This window comes from Paenibacillus sp. KACC 21273, assembly GCF_028736095.1.
Lineage (GTDB): Bacteria > Bacillota > Bacilli > Paenibacillales > Paenibacillaceae > Saccharibacillus > Saccharibacillus kyungheensis.
On sequence record NZ_CP117876.1, the window covers coordinates 3,396,037 to 3,412,588 of the forward strand.

General features: G+C 41.2%; 16 protein-coding genes. All 16 read right to left on the reverse strand.

The features are described 5' to 3' along the window. Positions 1-56: 56 nt before the first annotated feature. The 16 genes from dapA to rimP all read right to left on the reverse strand — a co-directional run bounded on the left by dapA (position 57) and on the right by rimP (position 16,370). Positions 57-935, reverse strand: a complete 879-nt coding sequence (gene dapA / locus PQ460_RS14745) for a 4-hydroxy-tetrahydrodipicolinate synthase (protein WP_274170293.1) — start codon at positions 933-935, stop codon at positions 57-59. Between the two features lie 51 nt (positions 936-986). Next, positions 987-2,225: an aspartate kinase gene (gene dapG, locus PQ460_RS14750; protein ID WP_274170294.1), complete on the reverse strand. Its 1,239-nt coding sequence runs from the start codon at positions 2,223-2,225 to the stop codon at positions 987-989. A gap of 18 nt (positions 2,226-2,243) precedes the next feature. Further along, positions 2,244-3,290: an aspartate-semialdehyde dehydrogenase gene (locus tag PQ460_RS14755; protein ID WP_273615812.1), complete on the reverse strand. Its 1,047-nt coding sequence runs from the start codon at positions 3,288-3,290 to the stop codon at positions 2,244-2,246. Positions 3,291-3,494: 204 nt separating this feature from the next. Beyond that, positions 3,495-3,950 (reverse strand): dUTP diphosphatase, encoded by a 456-nt coding sequence (gene dut, locus PQ460_RS14760; protein WP_443147162.1) that lies wholly within the window; start codon positions 3,948-3,950, stop codon positions 3,495-3,497. After that, a complete protein-coding gene (locus PQ460_RS14765) occupies positions 3,934-5,187 on the reverse strand; it encodes a M16 family metallopeptidase (RefSeq protein WP_274170296.1) in 1,254 nt (417 codons plus the stop codon). Before PQ460_RS14765 ends, dut begins: the two co-directional genes overlap by 17 nt. A gap of 226 nt (positions 5,188-5,413) precedes the next feature. Beyond that, on the reverse strand, positions 5,414-7,522 hold the full coding sequence (gene pnp, locus PQ460_RS14770; RefSeq protein WP_273615809.1) for a polyribonucleotide nucleotidyltransferase: 2,109 nt from the start codon (positions 7,520-7,522) through the stop codon (positions 5,414-5,416). Between the two features lie 225 nt (positions 7,523-7,747). Further along, positions 7,748-8,017, reverse strand: coding sequence for a 30S ribosomal protein S15 (gene rpsO, locus PQ460_RS14775; RefSeq protein WP_273615808.1), 270 nt, complete (start codon positions 8,015-8,017; stop codon positions 7,748-7,750). A gap of 163 nt (positions 8,018-8,180) precedes the next feature. Continuing rightward, positions 8,181-9,131 carry a bifunctional riboflavin kinase/FAD synthetase gene (locus PQ460_RS14780; protein ID WP_273615807.1) on the reverse strand — a complete coding sequence of 317 codons (951 nt, stop codon included), beginning with the start codon at positions 9,129-9,131 and terminating at the stop codon, positions 8,181-8,183. Between the two features lie 33 nt (positions 9,132-9,164). Next, on the reverse strand, positions 9,165-10,106 hold the full coding sequence (gene truB / locus PQ460_RS14785; RefSeq protein WP_274170297.1) for a tRNA pseudouridine(55) synthase TruB: 942 nt from the start codon (positions 10,104-10,106) through the stop codon (positions 9,165-9,167). Beyond that, a complete protein-coding gene (locus tag PQ460_RS14790; protein WP_274170298.1) occupies positions 10,103-11,080 on the reverse strand; it encodes a DHH family phosphoesterase in 978 nt (325 codons plus the stop codon). The genes truB and PQ460_RS14790 overlap by 4 nt, the downstream gene beginning before the upstream one ends. A gap of 57 nt (positions 11,081-11,137) precedes the next feature. Beyond that, on the reverse strand, positions 11,138-11,494 hold the full coding sequence (rbfA, locus tag PQ460_RS14795; protein ID WP_273615804.1) for a 30S ribosome-binding factor RbfA: 357 nt from the start codon (positions 11,492-11,494) through the stop codon (positions 11,138-11,140). A gap of 17 nt (positions 11,495-11,511) precedes the next feature. Beyond that, entirely contained in the window at positions 11,512-14,040 is a 2,529-nt protein-coding gene (gene infB, locus PQ460_RS14800) for a translation initiation factor IF-2 (protein ID WP_274170299.1), read from the reverse strand. Next, entirely contained in the window at positions 14,015-14,356 is a 342-nt protein-coding gene (locus PQ460_RS14805; RefSeq protein WP_204824537.1) for a L7Ae/L30e/S12e/Gadd45 family ribosomal protein, read from the reverse strand. The genes infB and PQ460_RS14805 overlap by 26 nt, the downstream gene beginning before the upstream one ends. Then, a complete protein-coding gene (rnpM, locus tag PQ460_RS14810) occupies positions 14,349-14,657 on the reverse strand; it encodes an RNase P modulator RnpM (RefSeq protein ID WP_273616283.1) in 309 nt (102 codons plus the stop codon). Before rnpM ends, PQ460_RS14805 begins: the two co-directional genes overlap by 8 nt. A gap of 119 nt (positions 14,658-14,776) precedes the next feature. Further along, a complete protein-coding gene (nusA, locus tag PQ460_RS14815; RefSeq protein WP_273615802.1) occupies positions 14,777-15,874 on the reverse strand; it encodes a transcription termination factor NusA in 1,098 nt (365 codons plus the stop codon). Between the two features lie 34 nt (positions 15,875-15,908). Beyond that, positions 15,909-16,370 (reverse strand): ribosome maturation factor RimP, encoded by a 462-nt coding sequence (gene rimP / locus PQ460_RS14820; RefSeq protein WP_204824539.1) that lies wholly within the window; start codon positions 16,368-16,370, stop codon positions 15,909-15,911. Between the last annotated feature and the right edge of the window lie 182 nt (positions 16,371-16,552).

Genomic DNA, 16,552 nt, shown 5'->3' on the forward strand with positions numbered 1-16,552 from the left:
AAAAGCTGCTCCAAAGTGAGAGCAGCTTGTCTATTTATTCTATATTCATGATTTACTTATACAAACAATTGATCAATAAATTGTTGTTCTTGCTCTGTAGGCGGCAATAATGGCAATCTTACGTTACCATTACCAAAACCGCGTTTGGATAATTCATATTTGACCGCAGATGGATTAGGAAGCGGCTCAGGGCTCTCAAATAGCCCTTTGAAAATAGGGAACAGCTTTTGGTTAAGCTTCGCTGCTTCTACAGGACGACCGGCAAGATATGATTCGATCATATCGGTCATTTCTGTTCCTACCACATGACTAGCTACACTGATAATACCATAAGCACCTACTGCAAGTGCTGGCAATCCTGAAGAGTCATCACCTGAATAGACGAGAAATCCTTCTGGTGCATGAGCCACAATCTGTGTCACTTGTTCAAGTGATGCACATTCTTTGGTTCCTACAATATTAGGGATCTCTGCTAGTTTCAGCGTGGTGGCTACAGACATGCTAGTGATCGTACGTCCAGGCACATTATACATAATAACAGGCAAGTCTGTTGCTTCTGCAATCACTTTAAAATGTGCATATATTCCAGCCTGATTAGGTTTATTGTAATAAGGAACAACAATCAGTACACCATCTATGCCTAATTTGGATGCTTCACGTGTCAAATGAATCGAATGACGTGTCTCGTTGCTTCCTGTACCAGCAATAATTTTACATCGTCCTGCTGCATGTTTAACTGCAAATTCAAACATTTGTAATTTTTCTTCATCGCTTAGTGTAGGCGATTCACCAGTTGTACCGCATACGACCAACGATTCTGATTTTTGCTCATCAATTAAATAATCGATTAATCTTGCTGTAGCATCCCAATCAATCTCATCTTGTTCATTAAAAGGGGTAATCATCGCTGTCATTAATCTTCCAAAGTCTACCACTCTATTTCCTCCTTCAAATACGGAGCTATCCGATGACCTGTATTCAGCACATTATAGATGCAATTGGAATTGAGAATGCAGAGCACGCACCGCTTGCACCATATCTTCTTTTTTCACAAGAACCCATATTGTTGTATTCGAATCAGCAGATTGCAATATAGGAATGTTTTGCCCTGTCAGTGCAGCTACGATACGAGCCATAATTCCAGGCACTCCATTAATTCCGCCACCGATCACAGAAACTTTAGCGCAACCTGATAATCCTGTTGGTTGCAGACCCATTCCTTCTAATACTGCAAGCGCACGTTCTGCTTCGCTATCAAATACGGTATACACCGCTCCAAATGGCGTTACATTGATAAAATCGACACTGATACTATTTTCAGCCATCGCTTGGAACACTTTCAATTGAAGATGTTCTACACCTTCTTGTTGACCTACCGTAATCTGTGTAACGTTATTCACATAAGCGATACCTGTTACCAGACGATCGACGACACCTGTAGGTGTATCTGCAAAGCGCTCCGATTGAGTAACAAGTGTTCCTTCGGTATCTCCAAAGGTAGAACGAACACGTACAGGTACTTGAGCTTGCATCGCAATTTCTACTGCACGCGGATGAATCACTTTTGCACCTTGATGTGCCATATTACAGATCTCATTATAGCTTACATAGGCAAGTGGCTTAGCATCTTCTACAATACGCGGATCAGCTGTTAAGATACCATTTACATCCGTATAAATATCAACCATATCGGCATGTAGTGCTGCTCCAAGCGCTGTAGCTGAAGTATCACTTCCGCCGCGTCCAAGTGTTGTTAGATCACCTGCTTCGCTTTGCCCTTGAAAACCGGTAACGATCACTACTTTGCCACTCTCTAATTCGCGACTAACACGATCTGGACGGACAGCAAGAATACGGGCATTACCAAAATTATCATCTGTAATAAATCCAGCTTGTGCTCCTGTTAAAACGATCGAAGCGATTCCTTCGCTATTCAAAATACCACTTAGTGTCACTGCCGAAATCATTTCTCCGCAACCCATTAACAAATCACGTTCACGTGGAGAAGGAATACTGCCATTCAGTACAGTGCTCTCAAGTAATGTATCTGTAGCATAAGGATCTCCGCTACGTCCCATAGCTGAAACAACGATAACGAGCTTGACTTGCTCGGCAAGCTCGCGTTTGATATGACGAAGTACATGAACTCTCGCTTCAGGTGTAGATAGCGACGTTCCTCCAAATTTTTGCACTAAAATATTTTGCTTTTCTACCACAGTAGACATAATAACTATGCGCCTCCGTTAGCTAATTGCTGGTGTTTTTGCTGCAATAATCTCGGCAATTTGCACGGCGTTCCAAGCTGCACCTTTAAGCAAGTTGTCAGATACAATCCACATATTCAAGCCACGTTCATGACCTAGATCACGACGTAAACGTCCTACAAATACATCATTTTTGCCAGCTGCATCTGTAGCTAGCGGGTAAGCTTGATTAGCCGGATCGTCTACTAAAGTGATACCTGGCGCATTTTGCAATAAAGCTTTCACTTCATCTAGATCATAATCCTGTTTTAATTCGACATAGACAGATTCAGAGTGACCATAGACAACAGGAATACGTACACATGTTGTTGTAACATGGATCGACTCATCTTCCATAATTTTTTTGGTCTCATTGACCATTTTCATTTCTTCCAGTGTATATCCGTTGTCCTGAAATTTATCGATTTGCGGGATCGCATTGAAAGCGATTTGGTGTTTGACCGGTAATGAGCCTACTGGCAAAATATCCGGATTCACTTCTTCGCCTTCAAGCACCGATTTGCTTTGACGTTTTAACTCATCAATCGCCTGATTCCCTGCTCCAGATACCGCTTGATACGTAGAAGCAATAATACGATCGATACCATAACGATCATAAAGAGGTTTCAGAGCTGCAACCATCTGGATCGTAGAACAGTTCGGGTTCGCAATAATACCGTTATGATCTGCTATACGGTCGCTATTGACCTCAGGAACGACAAGAGGGGTATTAGGGTCCATACGGAATGCATTTGTATTATCGATGCATACAGCGCCATGTCTGACGGCGTGAGGAGCGAGTGCCTTACTGATATCTCCTCCTGCGCTAAATAAAGCGATATGTACACCTTCAAAACTATCCGGTGTCGCTTCCTCTACTGTAACTTCCTGCCCTTTAAAGATTACCTTTTTCCCAGCGGAACGTGCAGAAGATAATAACTTCAATGTGTTCACCGGAAAATCTCGTTCTTCAAGCAATCTTACGATTTGTTGACCCACTGCTCCTGTCGCTCCTACGACAGCCACATTAAACGATTGATTAGACATCTGGCATATCTCTCCCCTTCGATTTCAAAAAGTCCATTTACATCTGAATGTAAACGTAAACGGCAGTCGCAAAGACTACCGTCAACTTTTAGCCAGTTTGCACTGGATTATAATTTCAGTGTTCTGCAATAATTGTAGAAATAATATCATTCCTTGTTATATCTTTCAACTGTTTTCGCAAAAACATTTTAATCATGTAAAGCTTTACTTCGTTCCTGTATGTCCAAAACCACCAACACCACGTACCGTTTCTGATAATTGTTGTACTTCAATCAGATCTACCTCAGGTACAATTTGGAATACCATTTGCGCAATTCGTTCACCACGAGCAATAGCAAACGGTTCTTCTCCTAGATTGATCAATAACACTTTGATCTCTCCGCGATAATCCGCATCAATCGTACCCGGTGTATTTAGACAAGTGATTCCATGCTTATACGCAAGTCCACTACGCGGACGAATCTGTGCTTCTAGTCCAGCAGGCATTGCTAATGCCAATCCTGTAGGTACTAACGCTCTTTTGCCGGGTTCTAACACCATGGGCTCAGTCACCGCAGCATACAGATCGAATCCAGAAGCAAGTTCAGACATTTTACGAGGTAATTCTAATCCTTCACTTCCGGGTAAAGCCATAATTTCAACATTAATAGACAAGTTCATCTCTCCTAACATGAGCAAGACTTCGTTCAGAATGACCTACCATTGCAAGCGCATAAGGCTCTGCAAACATATCATCAATCACTGAGCGAATATCTTCCATCGTCACTTCTTCAATATATTGCAATGTCTGATCGACCGTATTGTGTTTTCCAAGCATGATTTCGTTTTTACCCAAACGATTCATAATACTGCTTGTACTTTCCAGACTTAGCACCAGACTGCCTTTCAATTGTTGCTTGCCTTGATATAATTCTTGTTCAGTAATGCCGTTGACTTTGACATCATGTAAAAGTGCATGTGTCAATTCAAAAACATCTTTGGTCTGCTTCGGTGCTGTTCCTGCGTAGATCGTAAACAGTCCGCTATCTGCATGAGCTGTATAATAAGAATAGACAGAATACGCCAATCCTCTTTTTTCACGAATCTCCTGAAAAAGACGTGAGCTCATCCCACCACCCAGTGTATTATTCAGAAGAACCATAGCATAATACCGTGGATCATCTATTTTACCACCCGGGAAGTTCATACAGATATGATTTTGTTCTGTTTTTTTCTTATGAAAAATCTGTCCACCTGCAAAAGAAGGTATACTTAACTCTTGCTTGGTTCCATGATTATCAAAATCACCAAAATGTTTTTCGAGCAAAGGAATAACACTGTCGTCTATATTCCCAGCCACACTGATGACTGTATTTTCTATCGTATAATGTTCTTTCATGTATGCTCTAAGCTCGTCACTACCCATAGGATGAAGTCGCTCTTCGGTTCCCAAAATAGGATAAGCTAGTGGATGATCGCCATACGAAGACATCGTGACTAGATCGTGTACTAGATCATCTGGATCATCTTCATACATCGAGATTTCTTCCAAAATGACATTCTTTTCTTTTTTCAATTCTTCTGGATCCAGCAAAGAGTGGAAAAACATATCTGATAAAATATCAACTGCTATCGACAAATGCTCATCTAACACTTTTGCATAAAAACATGTATATTCTTTGGCGGTAAAAGCATTCACATCGCCACCGATACCATCAAATACTTCAGCTATCTTTTGCGCATCAAAGCGCTTTGTTCCTTTAAATAACATATGCTCGATAAAATGTGAAATTCCATTGGTCACTAAATCTTCGTAACGTGAACCTGTTTTGATCCAGATTCCAATTGTGACAGAACGGAAGGTCGGCATTTTTTCCATAACTATTCGTAGACCATTGTGTAGTTGAACTCGTTCCATGCGAGGGCCTCCCATTCGATAAATGCATACCTATCCTACCAGACTTTTAAAAACGGCTCAAGGCTTCGCTTTCTTCACCTTGTCTAATCAGTCCATGTACTTCTCGCTATTTTTTCAAAATAACGAAAATAAAATGCTACAAAAAAAGAGTCAGAATAAAATCTTCTGGCTCTTTGAATTGTTTTACTTTATTTAATCATTGCTACGTAAATAGCCATAGATGATCTTACGATTGTGTTTTCGCTGTTCCTTCAGCAACAAGTACAGCTTTGCGAGAAAGATTTACACGACCTTGATTATCAATTTCTGTAACTTTAACAGTAATCGAATCACCGATAGCGATCACATCTTCTACGTTAGCTACACGCTCTGTAGATAGTTGAGAAATGTGTACCAGTCCATCTTTACCTGGAATAATTTCTACAAATGCGCCAAACTTCTCAATACGTTTTACTTTGCCTAGATACGTTTCGCCAACTTTCACTTCACGTACCAAGTTTTCGATCATCGTTTGAGCTTGTTTGATCATTGCTTCATCCGAAGAACCGATAAACACACGACCATCTTGCTCGATATCAATTTTTACGCCAGTCTCATCAATAATTTTGTTGATGATTTTACCACCCGGTCCGATAACATCGCGGATTTTGTCTGGATTGATATTGATAATCATGATTTTCGGAGCATAAGCAGAAAGGCTTGTTCTTGGCGTTTGAATGATTTCCATCATTTTGCTAAGAATAAATAAACGTCCTTCGCGTGCTTGGGATAATGCATCAGATAAAATTTGACGACTGATTCCGTCAATTTTGATATCCATTTGAATCGCAGTTACGCCTTCAGCAGTACCTGCCACTTTAAAGTCCATATCTCCCAAATGATCTTCCATACCTTGAATATCACTTAGAATCGATACATGCTCTTGATCTTTGATTAGACCCATTGCAATCCCTGCTACAGGTGCTTTGATTGGTACACCAGCATCCATCATCGCAAGTGTACTTGCACAAATACTTGCCTGTGATGTAGAACCGTTAGATTCCAATACTTCAGATACAAGACGAATTGTATAAGGGAATTCTTTTTCAGAAGGAATAACTTTCATTAGTGCGCGTTCGCCTAGAGCACCGTGACCGATTTCACGACGACCTGGTGGACGAAGTGGACGAGCTTCCCCTACGCTAAATGGAGGGAAATTATAATGATGCATAAAGCGTTTAGAAGATTCTGGTGCGATACCATCCAAAATTTGTCCGTCTCCAAGAGCACCCAATGTACAAATACTCAACGCTTGAGTTTGTCCACGAGTAAACAATCCTGAACCGTGTGTTCTTGGTAACAAGTCTACATCACATTCGATTGCACGAATTTCAGCCAGACTACGACCATCTGGACGTACTTTTTCGTGAGTGATTAGACGACGTACTTCTTCTTTCACGATATCATGTAAAATTTCTTTTACGTCTTTCATGAGGTCAGGAGTCTCTATGTACTTCTCCTCAAAAAAGGCAACAGCTTCATCGTTAATCTCATCAATAGCATCTTGACGAGCTTGTTTTTCAGCTACACGTACAGCATCAACCAAACGAGCTTGAGCATATTCACGAACCGCTGTATTTACATCGCTATCTACCGTATGAAGTTTAACTTCCATTTTCGGTTTGCCTGCTTTGCTTACTAGCTCTTCGATCGCTGCTACGATATGTTGAATTTCATCATGACCGAACATGATTGCTTCTAGCATAACGTCTTCTGGCATTTCGTTAGCTTCTGCTTCAACCATCATGATCGCTTCTCTTGTTCCTGCAACCACAAGATAAAGGTCACTCACTTCTTGTTGTGCAACTGTTGGGTTCACAATAAATTGTCCATCGATGCGTCCAACTGCTACGCTACCTACAGGACCGTTAAAAGGAACATCTGAAATACTTAATGCTGCTGAAGTACCGATCATTGCCGCAATTTGAGGCTCGCAATCTTGCTCTACACTCATTACAAGGTTAGCAATTTGAACATCATTACGGAAACCTTCAGGGAATAACGGACGAATAGGACGGTCTGTCAAACGGCTTGCCAAGATTGCTTTCTCACTTGGACGACCTTCACGTTTGATAAATCCGCCTGGAATTTTACCTACTGCATATAATTTTTCTTCGTAGTTTACGGTAAGTGGGAAAAAGTCTAAGTCTTTAGGACCTGATGATGCCGTTACTGTACATAGTACTGCTGTATCACCGTAACGTACCATAACTGCTGCATTCGCTTGTTTTGCTAAACGACCTGTTTCAAATGTCAGCGTTCTTCCTCCGAGCTGCATTTCAACTCGCTGTTCCATGAAATTCCTCCTTTTTTAAGTCCATTATTTGTATTCTATAAAAAGGTGATGATTCCCTGCTTCAAGGAAATCTCACCGCTAGACTCTAAATCACTATTATCATTTCAATATTTATAAGAATAGTCAAATTACCTCTACTTACAAAAAGCAACCCGGCCGTCACCGTCGGCTCCGAAAAGACCATACGGCTGAACAACCAGGCTGCTTTGGACATACTGTTTAATTTTAGCGACGAAGACCTAATTTTTCGATCAATGCACTATAACGTTTAACGTCAGTCTTTTTGATGTAAGCCAAAAGCTTACGACGTTGACCAACCATTTTCAACAATCCGCGACGGGAATGATGATCCTTCTTGTGAGCGCGAAAATGCGTTTGCAGGTTCACGATGTTCTCAGTAAGGATAGCGACTTGCACCTCAACAGATCCTGTATCGGATTCGTGAGTTCTGTGCTCTTCGATCAATTGGTGCTTGCGTTCTTGTGTTAATGCCATCCTATTCACCTCCTAATAGTGTAATTCATAATAACCGTTAGCCTCGTTATCGACGGTGAGATCGTATAACCAAGCCAAGGTTTTGAAGACTGTCATTTATTAGAATGACAACGTTGATTAGTATAGCATAAGTCGATATTAAATATCAACGGTATTCTTATGATTAATCTTCAAGGTTAGATAATAAGAAACGTGCACGATCTGCATCTTTGCGAATTTGAGTAACTAATTCTTCAATCCCGCTAAATTTTTGCTCAGGACGAATATAATCGATCAATTCTACCGCTAGTTGCTGACCATACAGATCACCTTGAAAATCAAGAATATGCGCTTCAAAGCTAGGTCTGGTCTCTCCTGTCTGGAAAGTAGGTTTGTACCCGATATTCATTACGCCTGCACGCCATGCTCCTTCAGCAAGAACACGCACAGCATATACACCGGAAGAAGGTACAACATAATTTCCATCCAGTTCTAGATTAGCTGTAGGGAAACCAATCGTCCGTCCACGTTTATCGCCATCAATGACTTTTCCGCGAATCTGATAAGGACGACCCAATAGCTTATACGCGTGAGCAACATTGCCTTCACGCAATGCACTACGAATAGCTGAACTGCTTACTTTGTCTCCCTCTAACAAAAAGGCAGGAACTGTTTCTACAGATAATACATTTTCGCCAAATGTACGGAGTAGATCTGGATTCCCTTCCCCTTTATAACCAAAGTGGAAATCAAAGCCTACTACTACCGTATGCACTTGTAGCGGACATAGCATTTGCTCATAAAATTGCAGCGGTGTTACCTGTGAAAAAGCATGATTGAATTCAGCAATATATAACGTATCGACACCCATTGCACGCAACAATTCTTCTTTCATTGCTAGCGGTGTAAGATAGCCTTCATAATCGCCTTTTCCCATAACTTCTTTAGGATGAGGATTGAAAGTCATCACTGAAGCAGGAACACCCAGTCGTCTAGCTAGACGAATCCCATGATCAATCACACTTGCATGTCCAAGATGCAATCCATCAAACTGTCCAATCACAAGTACTTGTGGTTTGGAAGCATGTTTCACTACATCTTCAGGCCATGGATAAGATAAATGTACTGTATTCATTACGATATCACCTGCAATTCCACAATGGATTCGTTACGGTAAAAATACTTTAACAGGTACAATTTCTTGTGCGGATTGTTCCAGACGAAAAATACCGATAAAAATTCCATCTGGTGCATACAATTTAAATACAGGCGAATCTGTTTTCTCATCAGTAGATAGAAGTTGAGATTCGTCATGTGGCTTAATAGCATCAATACTGATACGTTTGCCCTGTAATGTATGCTTATATACCGAAGCGTCTACTGTATAAGAAGGTAGATTAAACATAGCTTGATCTGGCTGGATCAAATGTTGTTCTAATACGCCTTGTTCTACAGCTTCTGCAATTTGTTCAAAAGTTACACACTGATCGAGTGAAATACCAGCCGATTGTGTACGGATCAATTCAACCATCACCGAAGGTACGTGTAAAGCACGTCCAATATCTACACAAAGCGTACGAATATAAGTTCCTTTGGAACATAATGCTCGAAAAGAAACTTCAGGATGATCTCCTGCTTTGAAATCGATAATTTCTAATTCATAGATCGTTACTTCTCTTGCTTTGCGTTCAATCGTTTTGCCTTCTCGTGCTAATTCGTATAGACGTTTACCATCTACTTTGATAGCAGAGTACATAGGTGGTACTTGAGAGATCGTTCCAATCATTTGTCCGAGTACATAACGTACTTGCTCTTCCGAAACGTCTACAGAGTCAATCTGTTCCGTAATCGTACCGGTCATATCTTCGGTATCTGTAGCTGTTCCTAATCGAAGTGTGGCTACATATTCTTTGGGCATTTCTTGCAAATATTCAACAATTCGCGTAGATCGTCCCAGACATAATGGTAATACACCTGTTACTGCTGGATCAAGTGTACCGGTATGTCCTATTCTTTTCATGCTTACAAGACGCCGAACTTTGGCAACTACATCGTGAGACGTAAAGCCCGCCGGTTTATGTACCGCAAGCACTCCATCAAATTCATTCATAATGACTCCTTCACCTGCTGGATCACCTGTGCTGTAACTTCTTCCAGAGTACCTTCCAAACGGCAACCTGCAGCTTTGATATGACCTCCACCGCCAAAATGTTGAGCAACGGCTGCCACATTCACTTTACCTGCAGAACGGAGACTTGCTTTGACAGCATGATCATTAATCACTTTGAAAAAGATGCCAACTTCGACGCCTTGAATATTGCGAGGATAGTTAACAATACCTTCTAAGTCTTCATTATCGGCTCCAGCTATAATCATATGTTCAGGTGTAACATGGACATGAGCAATTTTGCCATCTTCACTCAATTGTAATGTCGATAATGCCATCCCTAATACTTTTACTTGTGGTAAAGTTACTTCTTCTAACAACGTTTCTGCTAGATCAGGTCCATTTACACCAAGATCAAGTAATCGTGAAGCAATCTCCATCACTTTAGGAGAAGTACTAGAATAACGGAATCCACCTGTATCTGTTAACAGACCAGTATAAATAGCTTCTGCTACTTCTGTCGTCCATTTCACATCAAAACATTCAATCCAGTCATATAAAATTTCAGCAGTTGCGGCTGCATCTGCTTTGATCAGATTTACTTCGCCATAATTATCATTGGTTGGGTGATGATCTATATTTAAAATAGAGGCTGTATCGCTCATCCAATGGCTAACTAAACCGACACGTTTGAAATCTGCACAATCTACACAAATAACATGTTGATATTGACGTTCACTACCATCTGCTTGTTGATCAATAATCTGATCAGACAAAGTTAAATAGTGCATTCTTTTGGGAATCGGTCCTTCATTCACTAGTGTGAATTTTTTGCCTAGACAAGACAGAAGCCAGCCCACTACTACAGTGGAACTGACTGCGTCTCCGTCCGGCTGAACATGCGAAACCACTAGAAAATCATCGTGCTCCTCAATAAATGTTTTCGCATTCAGAAGCCCCTGTTCATAGGTCTGCATCGCCGTCTCCTTTAAAGATCAAGCTATATGGCTTGATCCTTGTAAAAGTGTTTATCCTTATTCGTTCGTTTCGTCTTTTTTGATCTCACCCAAAAGTTCTTCGATACGACTGCCATAAGCAATCGATTCATCGATTTTGAAAATCAACTCAGGAGTGTGACGCAAACGGATACGTTTGCCCAATTCAGAACGAAGGAATCCTGTTGCTTTTTCGATACCTTTTAAAGAATTTGCTTTTTGCTCTTCATCACCCATCACACTAAGGTATACCTCAGCTTGTGATAAATCATTAGTGACATCTACACCTGTTACCGTTACAAAACCGATACGCGGGTCTTTCATTTCACTTTGAATAAGCAAGCTTAATTCTTTTTTGATTTGTTCTCCGACTCTACCTGTTCGGATTTTAGCCATGTTTTTTCACCTCGCACTTAGCGCTCTACGGTTTCCATTATGAATGCTTCGATAATGTCGCCTTCTTTGAGGTCATTGTAGCCATCTAATGTAATACCACATTCATACCCTTGAGCCACTTCTTTAGCATCATCTTTGAAACGTTTAAGTGAATCAAGCTTACCTTCAAAGATAACAATACCATCGCGGATCAGACGGCTTTCAGCAGCGCGGACCATTTTACCGGAAGTAACCATACATCCTGCAATCGCTCCAACTTTACTGATTTTGAATACGCTACGTACTTCAGCGTGACCAACAACAACTTCTTTATATTCTGGATCCAGCATGCCTTTCATAGCTTGCTCGATTTCTTCAATAGCATTATAGATAACACGATGTAGACGGATATCTACTTTTTCTTGTTCTGCTGTTTGTGTTGCTTGGCTATCCGGACGAACGTTAAAACCAATAACGATCGCATTAGAAGCAGCAGCAAGGATAATATCAGAATCGTTAATCGCACCTACACCACGGTGGATAATTTTGACGCGAACGCCTTCGACTTCGATTTTTTCCAATGAACCTTTAAGAGCTTCAACCGAACCTTGAACGTCACCTTTGATAATAACGTTAAGATCTTTGATTTCGCCATCTTTGATATGTTGGAAAAGATCATCCAATGTTACGCGAGTGTTCGCACCCAATTCAGACTGGCGATGTGTAATCGCACGTTTGTCAGCGATTGAACGAGCTTTACGCTCATCTTCAAACACCATGAACGGATCTCCAGCTAAAGGAACTTCAGTCAGACCTGTAATTTCTACTGGTGTAGAAGGACCTGCTTCTTTGAGGCGACGACCTTTGTCACTTACCATTGCACGAATACGTCCGAAGCAGTTACCTGCTACAAAAGCATCTCCAACTTTAAGCGTACCGTTTTGAACAAGGACACGAACTACTGGACCGCGACCTTTATCTAGTTCAGCTTCAATAACTGCACCACGAGCACGTTTGTCAGGGTTTGCTTTGTAATCATTGACTTCAGCAACCAACAAGATCATTTCAAGCAAGTCTTCGATACCATTACGTTGTTTTGCAGATACATTCACGAAGATTGTATCTCCACCCCACTCTTCCGGTACCAATTCATACTCTGTTAATTCTTGTTTTACTTTATCAGGGTTAGCGCCTGGTTTATCGATTTTGTTTACAGCAACAATAATAGGAAGACCCGCTGCTTTCGCATGGTTAATCGCTTCTACTGTCTGTGGCATAACGCCATCATCTGCTGCAACTACGATAATTGTAATATCTGTTACTTGTGCACCACGAGCACGCATAGCTGTAAACGCTTCGTGACCCGGTGTATCCAAGAAAGTGATTTTCTTTTTGTTAATTTCAACTTGATATGCACCGATATGCTGAGTGATACCACCAGCTTCGCCACCTGTTACATTGGTAGAACGAATCGCATCAAGCAATGTTGTTTTACCATGATCGACGTGACCCATGATCGTTACAACTGGAGGACGTGTGCTCAAATCAGCTTCATCATCGACTTCTTCAACCGTTTCAAAACGATCATCTTCAACCGCGATTTTGATTTCGACTTCTACCCCATAGTCACTAGCAAGCAACTGGATCGTATCTAAATCAAGCTCTTGGTTAATCGTAGCCATTACACCACTTGTGATCAACTTTTTGATAACTTCTGAAGCATCTTTATGAAGCAATTTAGCTGTTTCACCAACAGTCATTTCACCGCGAACGATGATTTTCTTAGGTGTATTATCAATTTTCTCACGAGGAGGTTGGTTACTATATTGATTTTTGCCGCGACCTTTACCCCCACGACCGTTATTGTTACGGTTACCGTTGTTGCTACCATAACGGTTACCACCACCGCCACCGGAGCGATTGCCTCCGCCTTGACCGCCACCAGTACTGTTGTTGCGTTTAGGACCGGCATTACCATTTCCAGCACCGCCACTAGCATTACGGTTACCATTGCTGCTAGTACTGCTGTTACCGCCTGTAGAACCAGCACTTCTTACTTGACCAGAAGGTTGACGGTTTTGAGAGCTGGATTGAGATGGTGGACGAGAAGCGCTGCTTGGTTGACGGCTGCTTTGTCCTGATGTTGAAGATGTTCTAGCACTACTGTTACTACTTCCCGTACTTGGACGGTTACTTGATTGACTAGACGACGAGTTACTACGGTTACTGTTAGAGGAACCGTTTTGGGGTTTGTTATTCCCACTATTTGAGTTGTTCTGCGTTTTCGTATCCATACCTACCTGCTTTTCCTGTTGAATTTTTGGACGAGTACTATCCGCACTCGTGTTTTTGGTTGTTGCATTGACATGCTTATCCTCAGCATTGGATTTGATATCTTTGAAAAACTTTTCCACTTTGGATACAGCATCATTTTCCATAACACTCATATGATTATTGACCGGTACATCCAGTCTTTTTAAGATCGTAATGATTTCCTTACTACTCATATTGAGAGATTTCGCATATTCATAAACTCTCAGTTTATCCTTCTGCTCCTGTGTGCTCAATATATTCCACCTCCGAGGAATTCCCCATTCGTTTGCGGAATAACTCTGCGAAACCCTTGTCGGTTAGAGCCAACACGACTCGCCCATCTTTACCTATGCTTGAGCCGAGCTGATCACGATCATACCCAATAAGAAGCGGAATAGTGTAACTTCCGCATTTATCACGGAATTTTTTTTGTGTATTATCTGAAGCATCTCCAGCTAATACGACAAGGGTGGCTTCGCGAGAACGAATAGCTTTGAGAACCAATTCGTCTCCCGATAACACTTTGCCGGCTCGCATCGCAAGCCCGAGTAGGGATAGTTCGTTATTCATTAGCGCCTCTTTCCTGTACTGTACAAAAATCGTTTTCTACGTTGCTAAATTCGTTGGCAAGTTGCTCATATATTTCCGCACTAACAGGCGCTTTGAGTGCGCGATCAAACGCACGACTCTTTTGTGCCAAACGAAAACAGGCCATGTTGCCACAAATATACGCACCACGTCCCGATTTTTTACCGGTCAAATCCATTTCTACCTGATCGTCTGGCGTACGTACAATACGCACTAGACTTTTTTTCGGCATCATCTGCTGGCAAGCTACACATTTGCGCAGCGGCACTTTTTTGGTTTTTATCATTATCTCATGTCCCCCTTCGAACTCCCCATATTGTTATCATAACATCAACATCCAAAGCGGCACCTGTCCCCTGCCATTTTGAGGGAAAGTCCTATCAGGCATACAAATGAAAATGTTTAGTCAACCGATATTGAATCTTGATGCATTTCTTCGCCGGCTTCTTTAGGACGACCGTACTCTTCTTCTGCTTGCGTCTCGCTCTTAATATCAATCTTCCATCCTGTCAATTTGGCAGCAAGACGAGCATTTTGCCCTTTGATACCAATTGCTAGAGATAGTTGATAATCAGGAACGATTACACGTGCCATCTTCTCATCTTCAAATACTTGAACTTCAAGCACTTTGGATGGACTTAGAGCATTAGCAACATACTCTTCAACACTTTCAGAATAGCGAACGATATCGATTTTTTCACCGCGAAGTTCGCCAACGATCATCTGTACACGTATACCACGAGGACCTACACATGAACCAACTGGATCTACTTCTTCATTGCGTGAAAATACAGCAATTTTAGAACGGAAGCCTGCTTCACGTGCTACAGAACGAATTTCAACTACGCCATCAAAAATCTCAGGCACTTCAAGTTCGAACAAACGTTTAAGTAATCCTGGATGTGTACGTGATAAAATAATTTGAGGGCCTTTAGTTGTATTTTCAACTTTAGTGATATATGCCTTAATACGTTCATTCATAGTGAATTTCTCATTAGGCATCAATTCAGTTAAAGGAAGTACAGCTTCAATTTTGCCTAAATCTACATAGATGTTACGCGCATCTTGACGTTGAACGATACCTGTTACAATATCTTCTTCTTTGTCGATAAATGCATTGTAGATCAGACCGCGCTCAGCTTCACGAATACGTTGAGTTACGACTTGCTTCGCTGTTTGTGCAGCAATACGTCCAAAGTCACGTGGAGTCACTTCGATCTCAGCTACATCATCTAACTGAAAATTCGGGTTAATCTCACGTGCAGATACGACAGAAATTTCTGTGCGTACATCCATGACTTCTTCTACTACATTTTTACGAGCAAATACTTTGATAACTCCTGTATTACGGTTCATATCAACACGTACATTTTGTGCCGCATTAAAATTACGCTTATAACTGGAAATTAGGGCTGCCTCGATCGCTTCAAACAGGATGTCTTTGCTAATCCCTCTGTCTCTTTCCAATTCATTCATTGCTTCAATAAACTCCATACTCATGTGCTTCAAGTTCCCCCTTTCAAAAAACTACCATTTAAAAAATGATTGCCAGTCTTGCGCTGGCTACTTTTTCATATGGAATAGTGTGCGTTTTTTTGCCCGCTTCGATCAGCAATTCTTCATTCTCGAATGAAAGCAATCGTCCTTCAAATTCCTTCTGTCCGTCTAAAGGTGCATACGTCGTTACAAAAACATCTTTGCCAACTGCTTTTGCAACATCTTCACTCTTTTTAAGTGGACGCTCTGCACCTGGAGAAGATACTTCTAGAAAATAAGCTCCAGAGATCGGATCATTACCATCCAATTGTTCACTTAGATATTCGCTAACCCGACTGCAATCTTCGATATCAATACCGCCGTCCTTATCCACGAACACTCGCAAAAACCAGTTGTTACCCTCTTTTACATATTCCACATCGACCAACTCGAAGCCATGCTCACTCAAAAATGGCTGTACCATTTCTTCTACGGTCGTTTTAATCTTCGGTGTGCTCAAACAATTCAACCCTCCATCACCTTAAAATCCTATATGCAAAACATGTTGTTGAACAAATTCATTATTGCCGCTTTTTGTAGAAAATCGAACCAATTTAATTCTCTCGGTTCGATCGTCTGCGTCATTATTTCCTGTAAATGTATTCAACAACCTTATACCAAAGAGTAAAGAGTGGGTTTCCC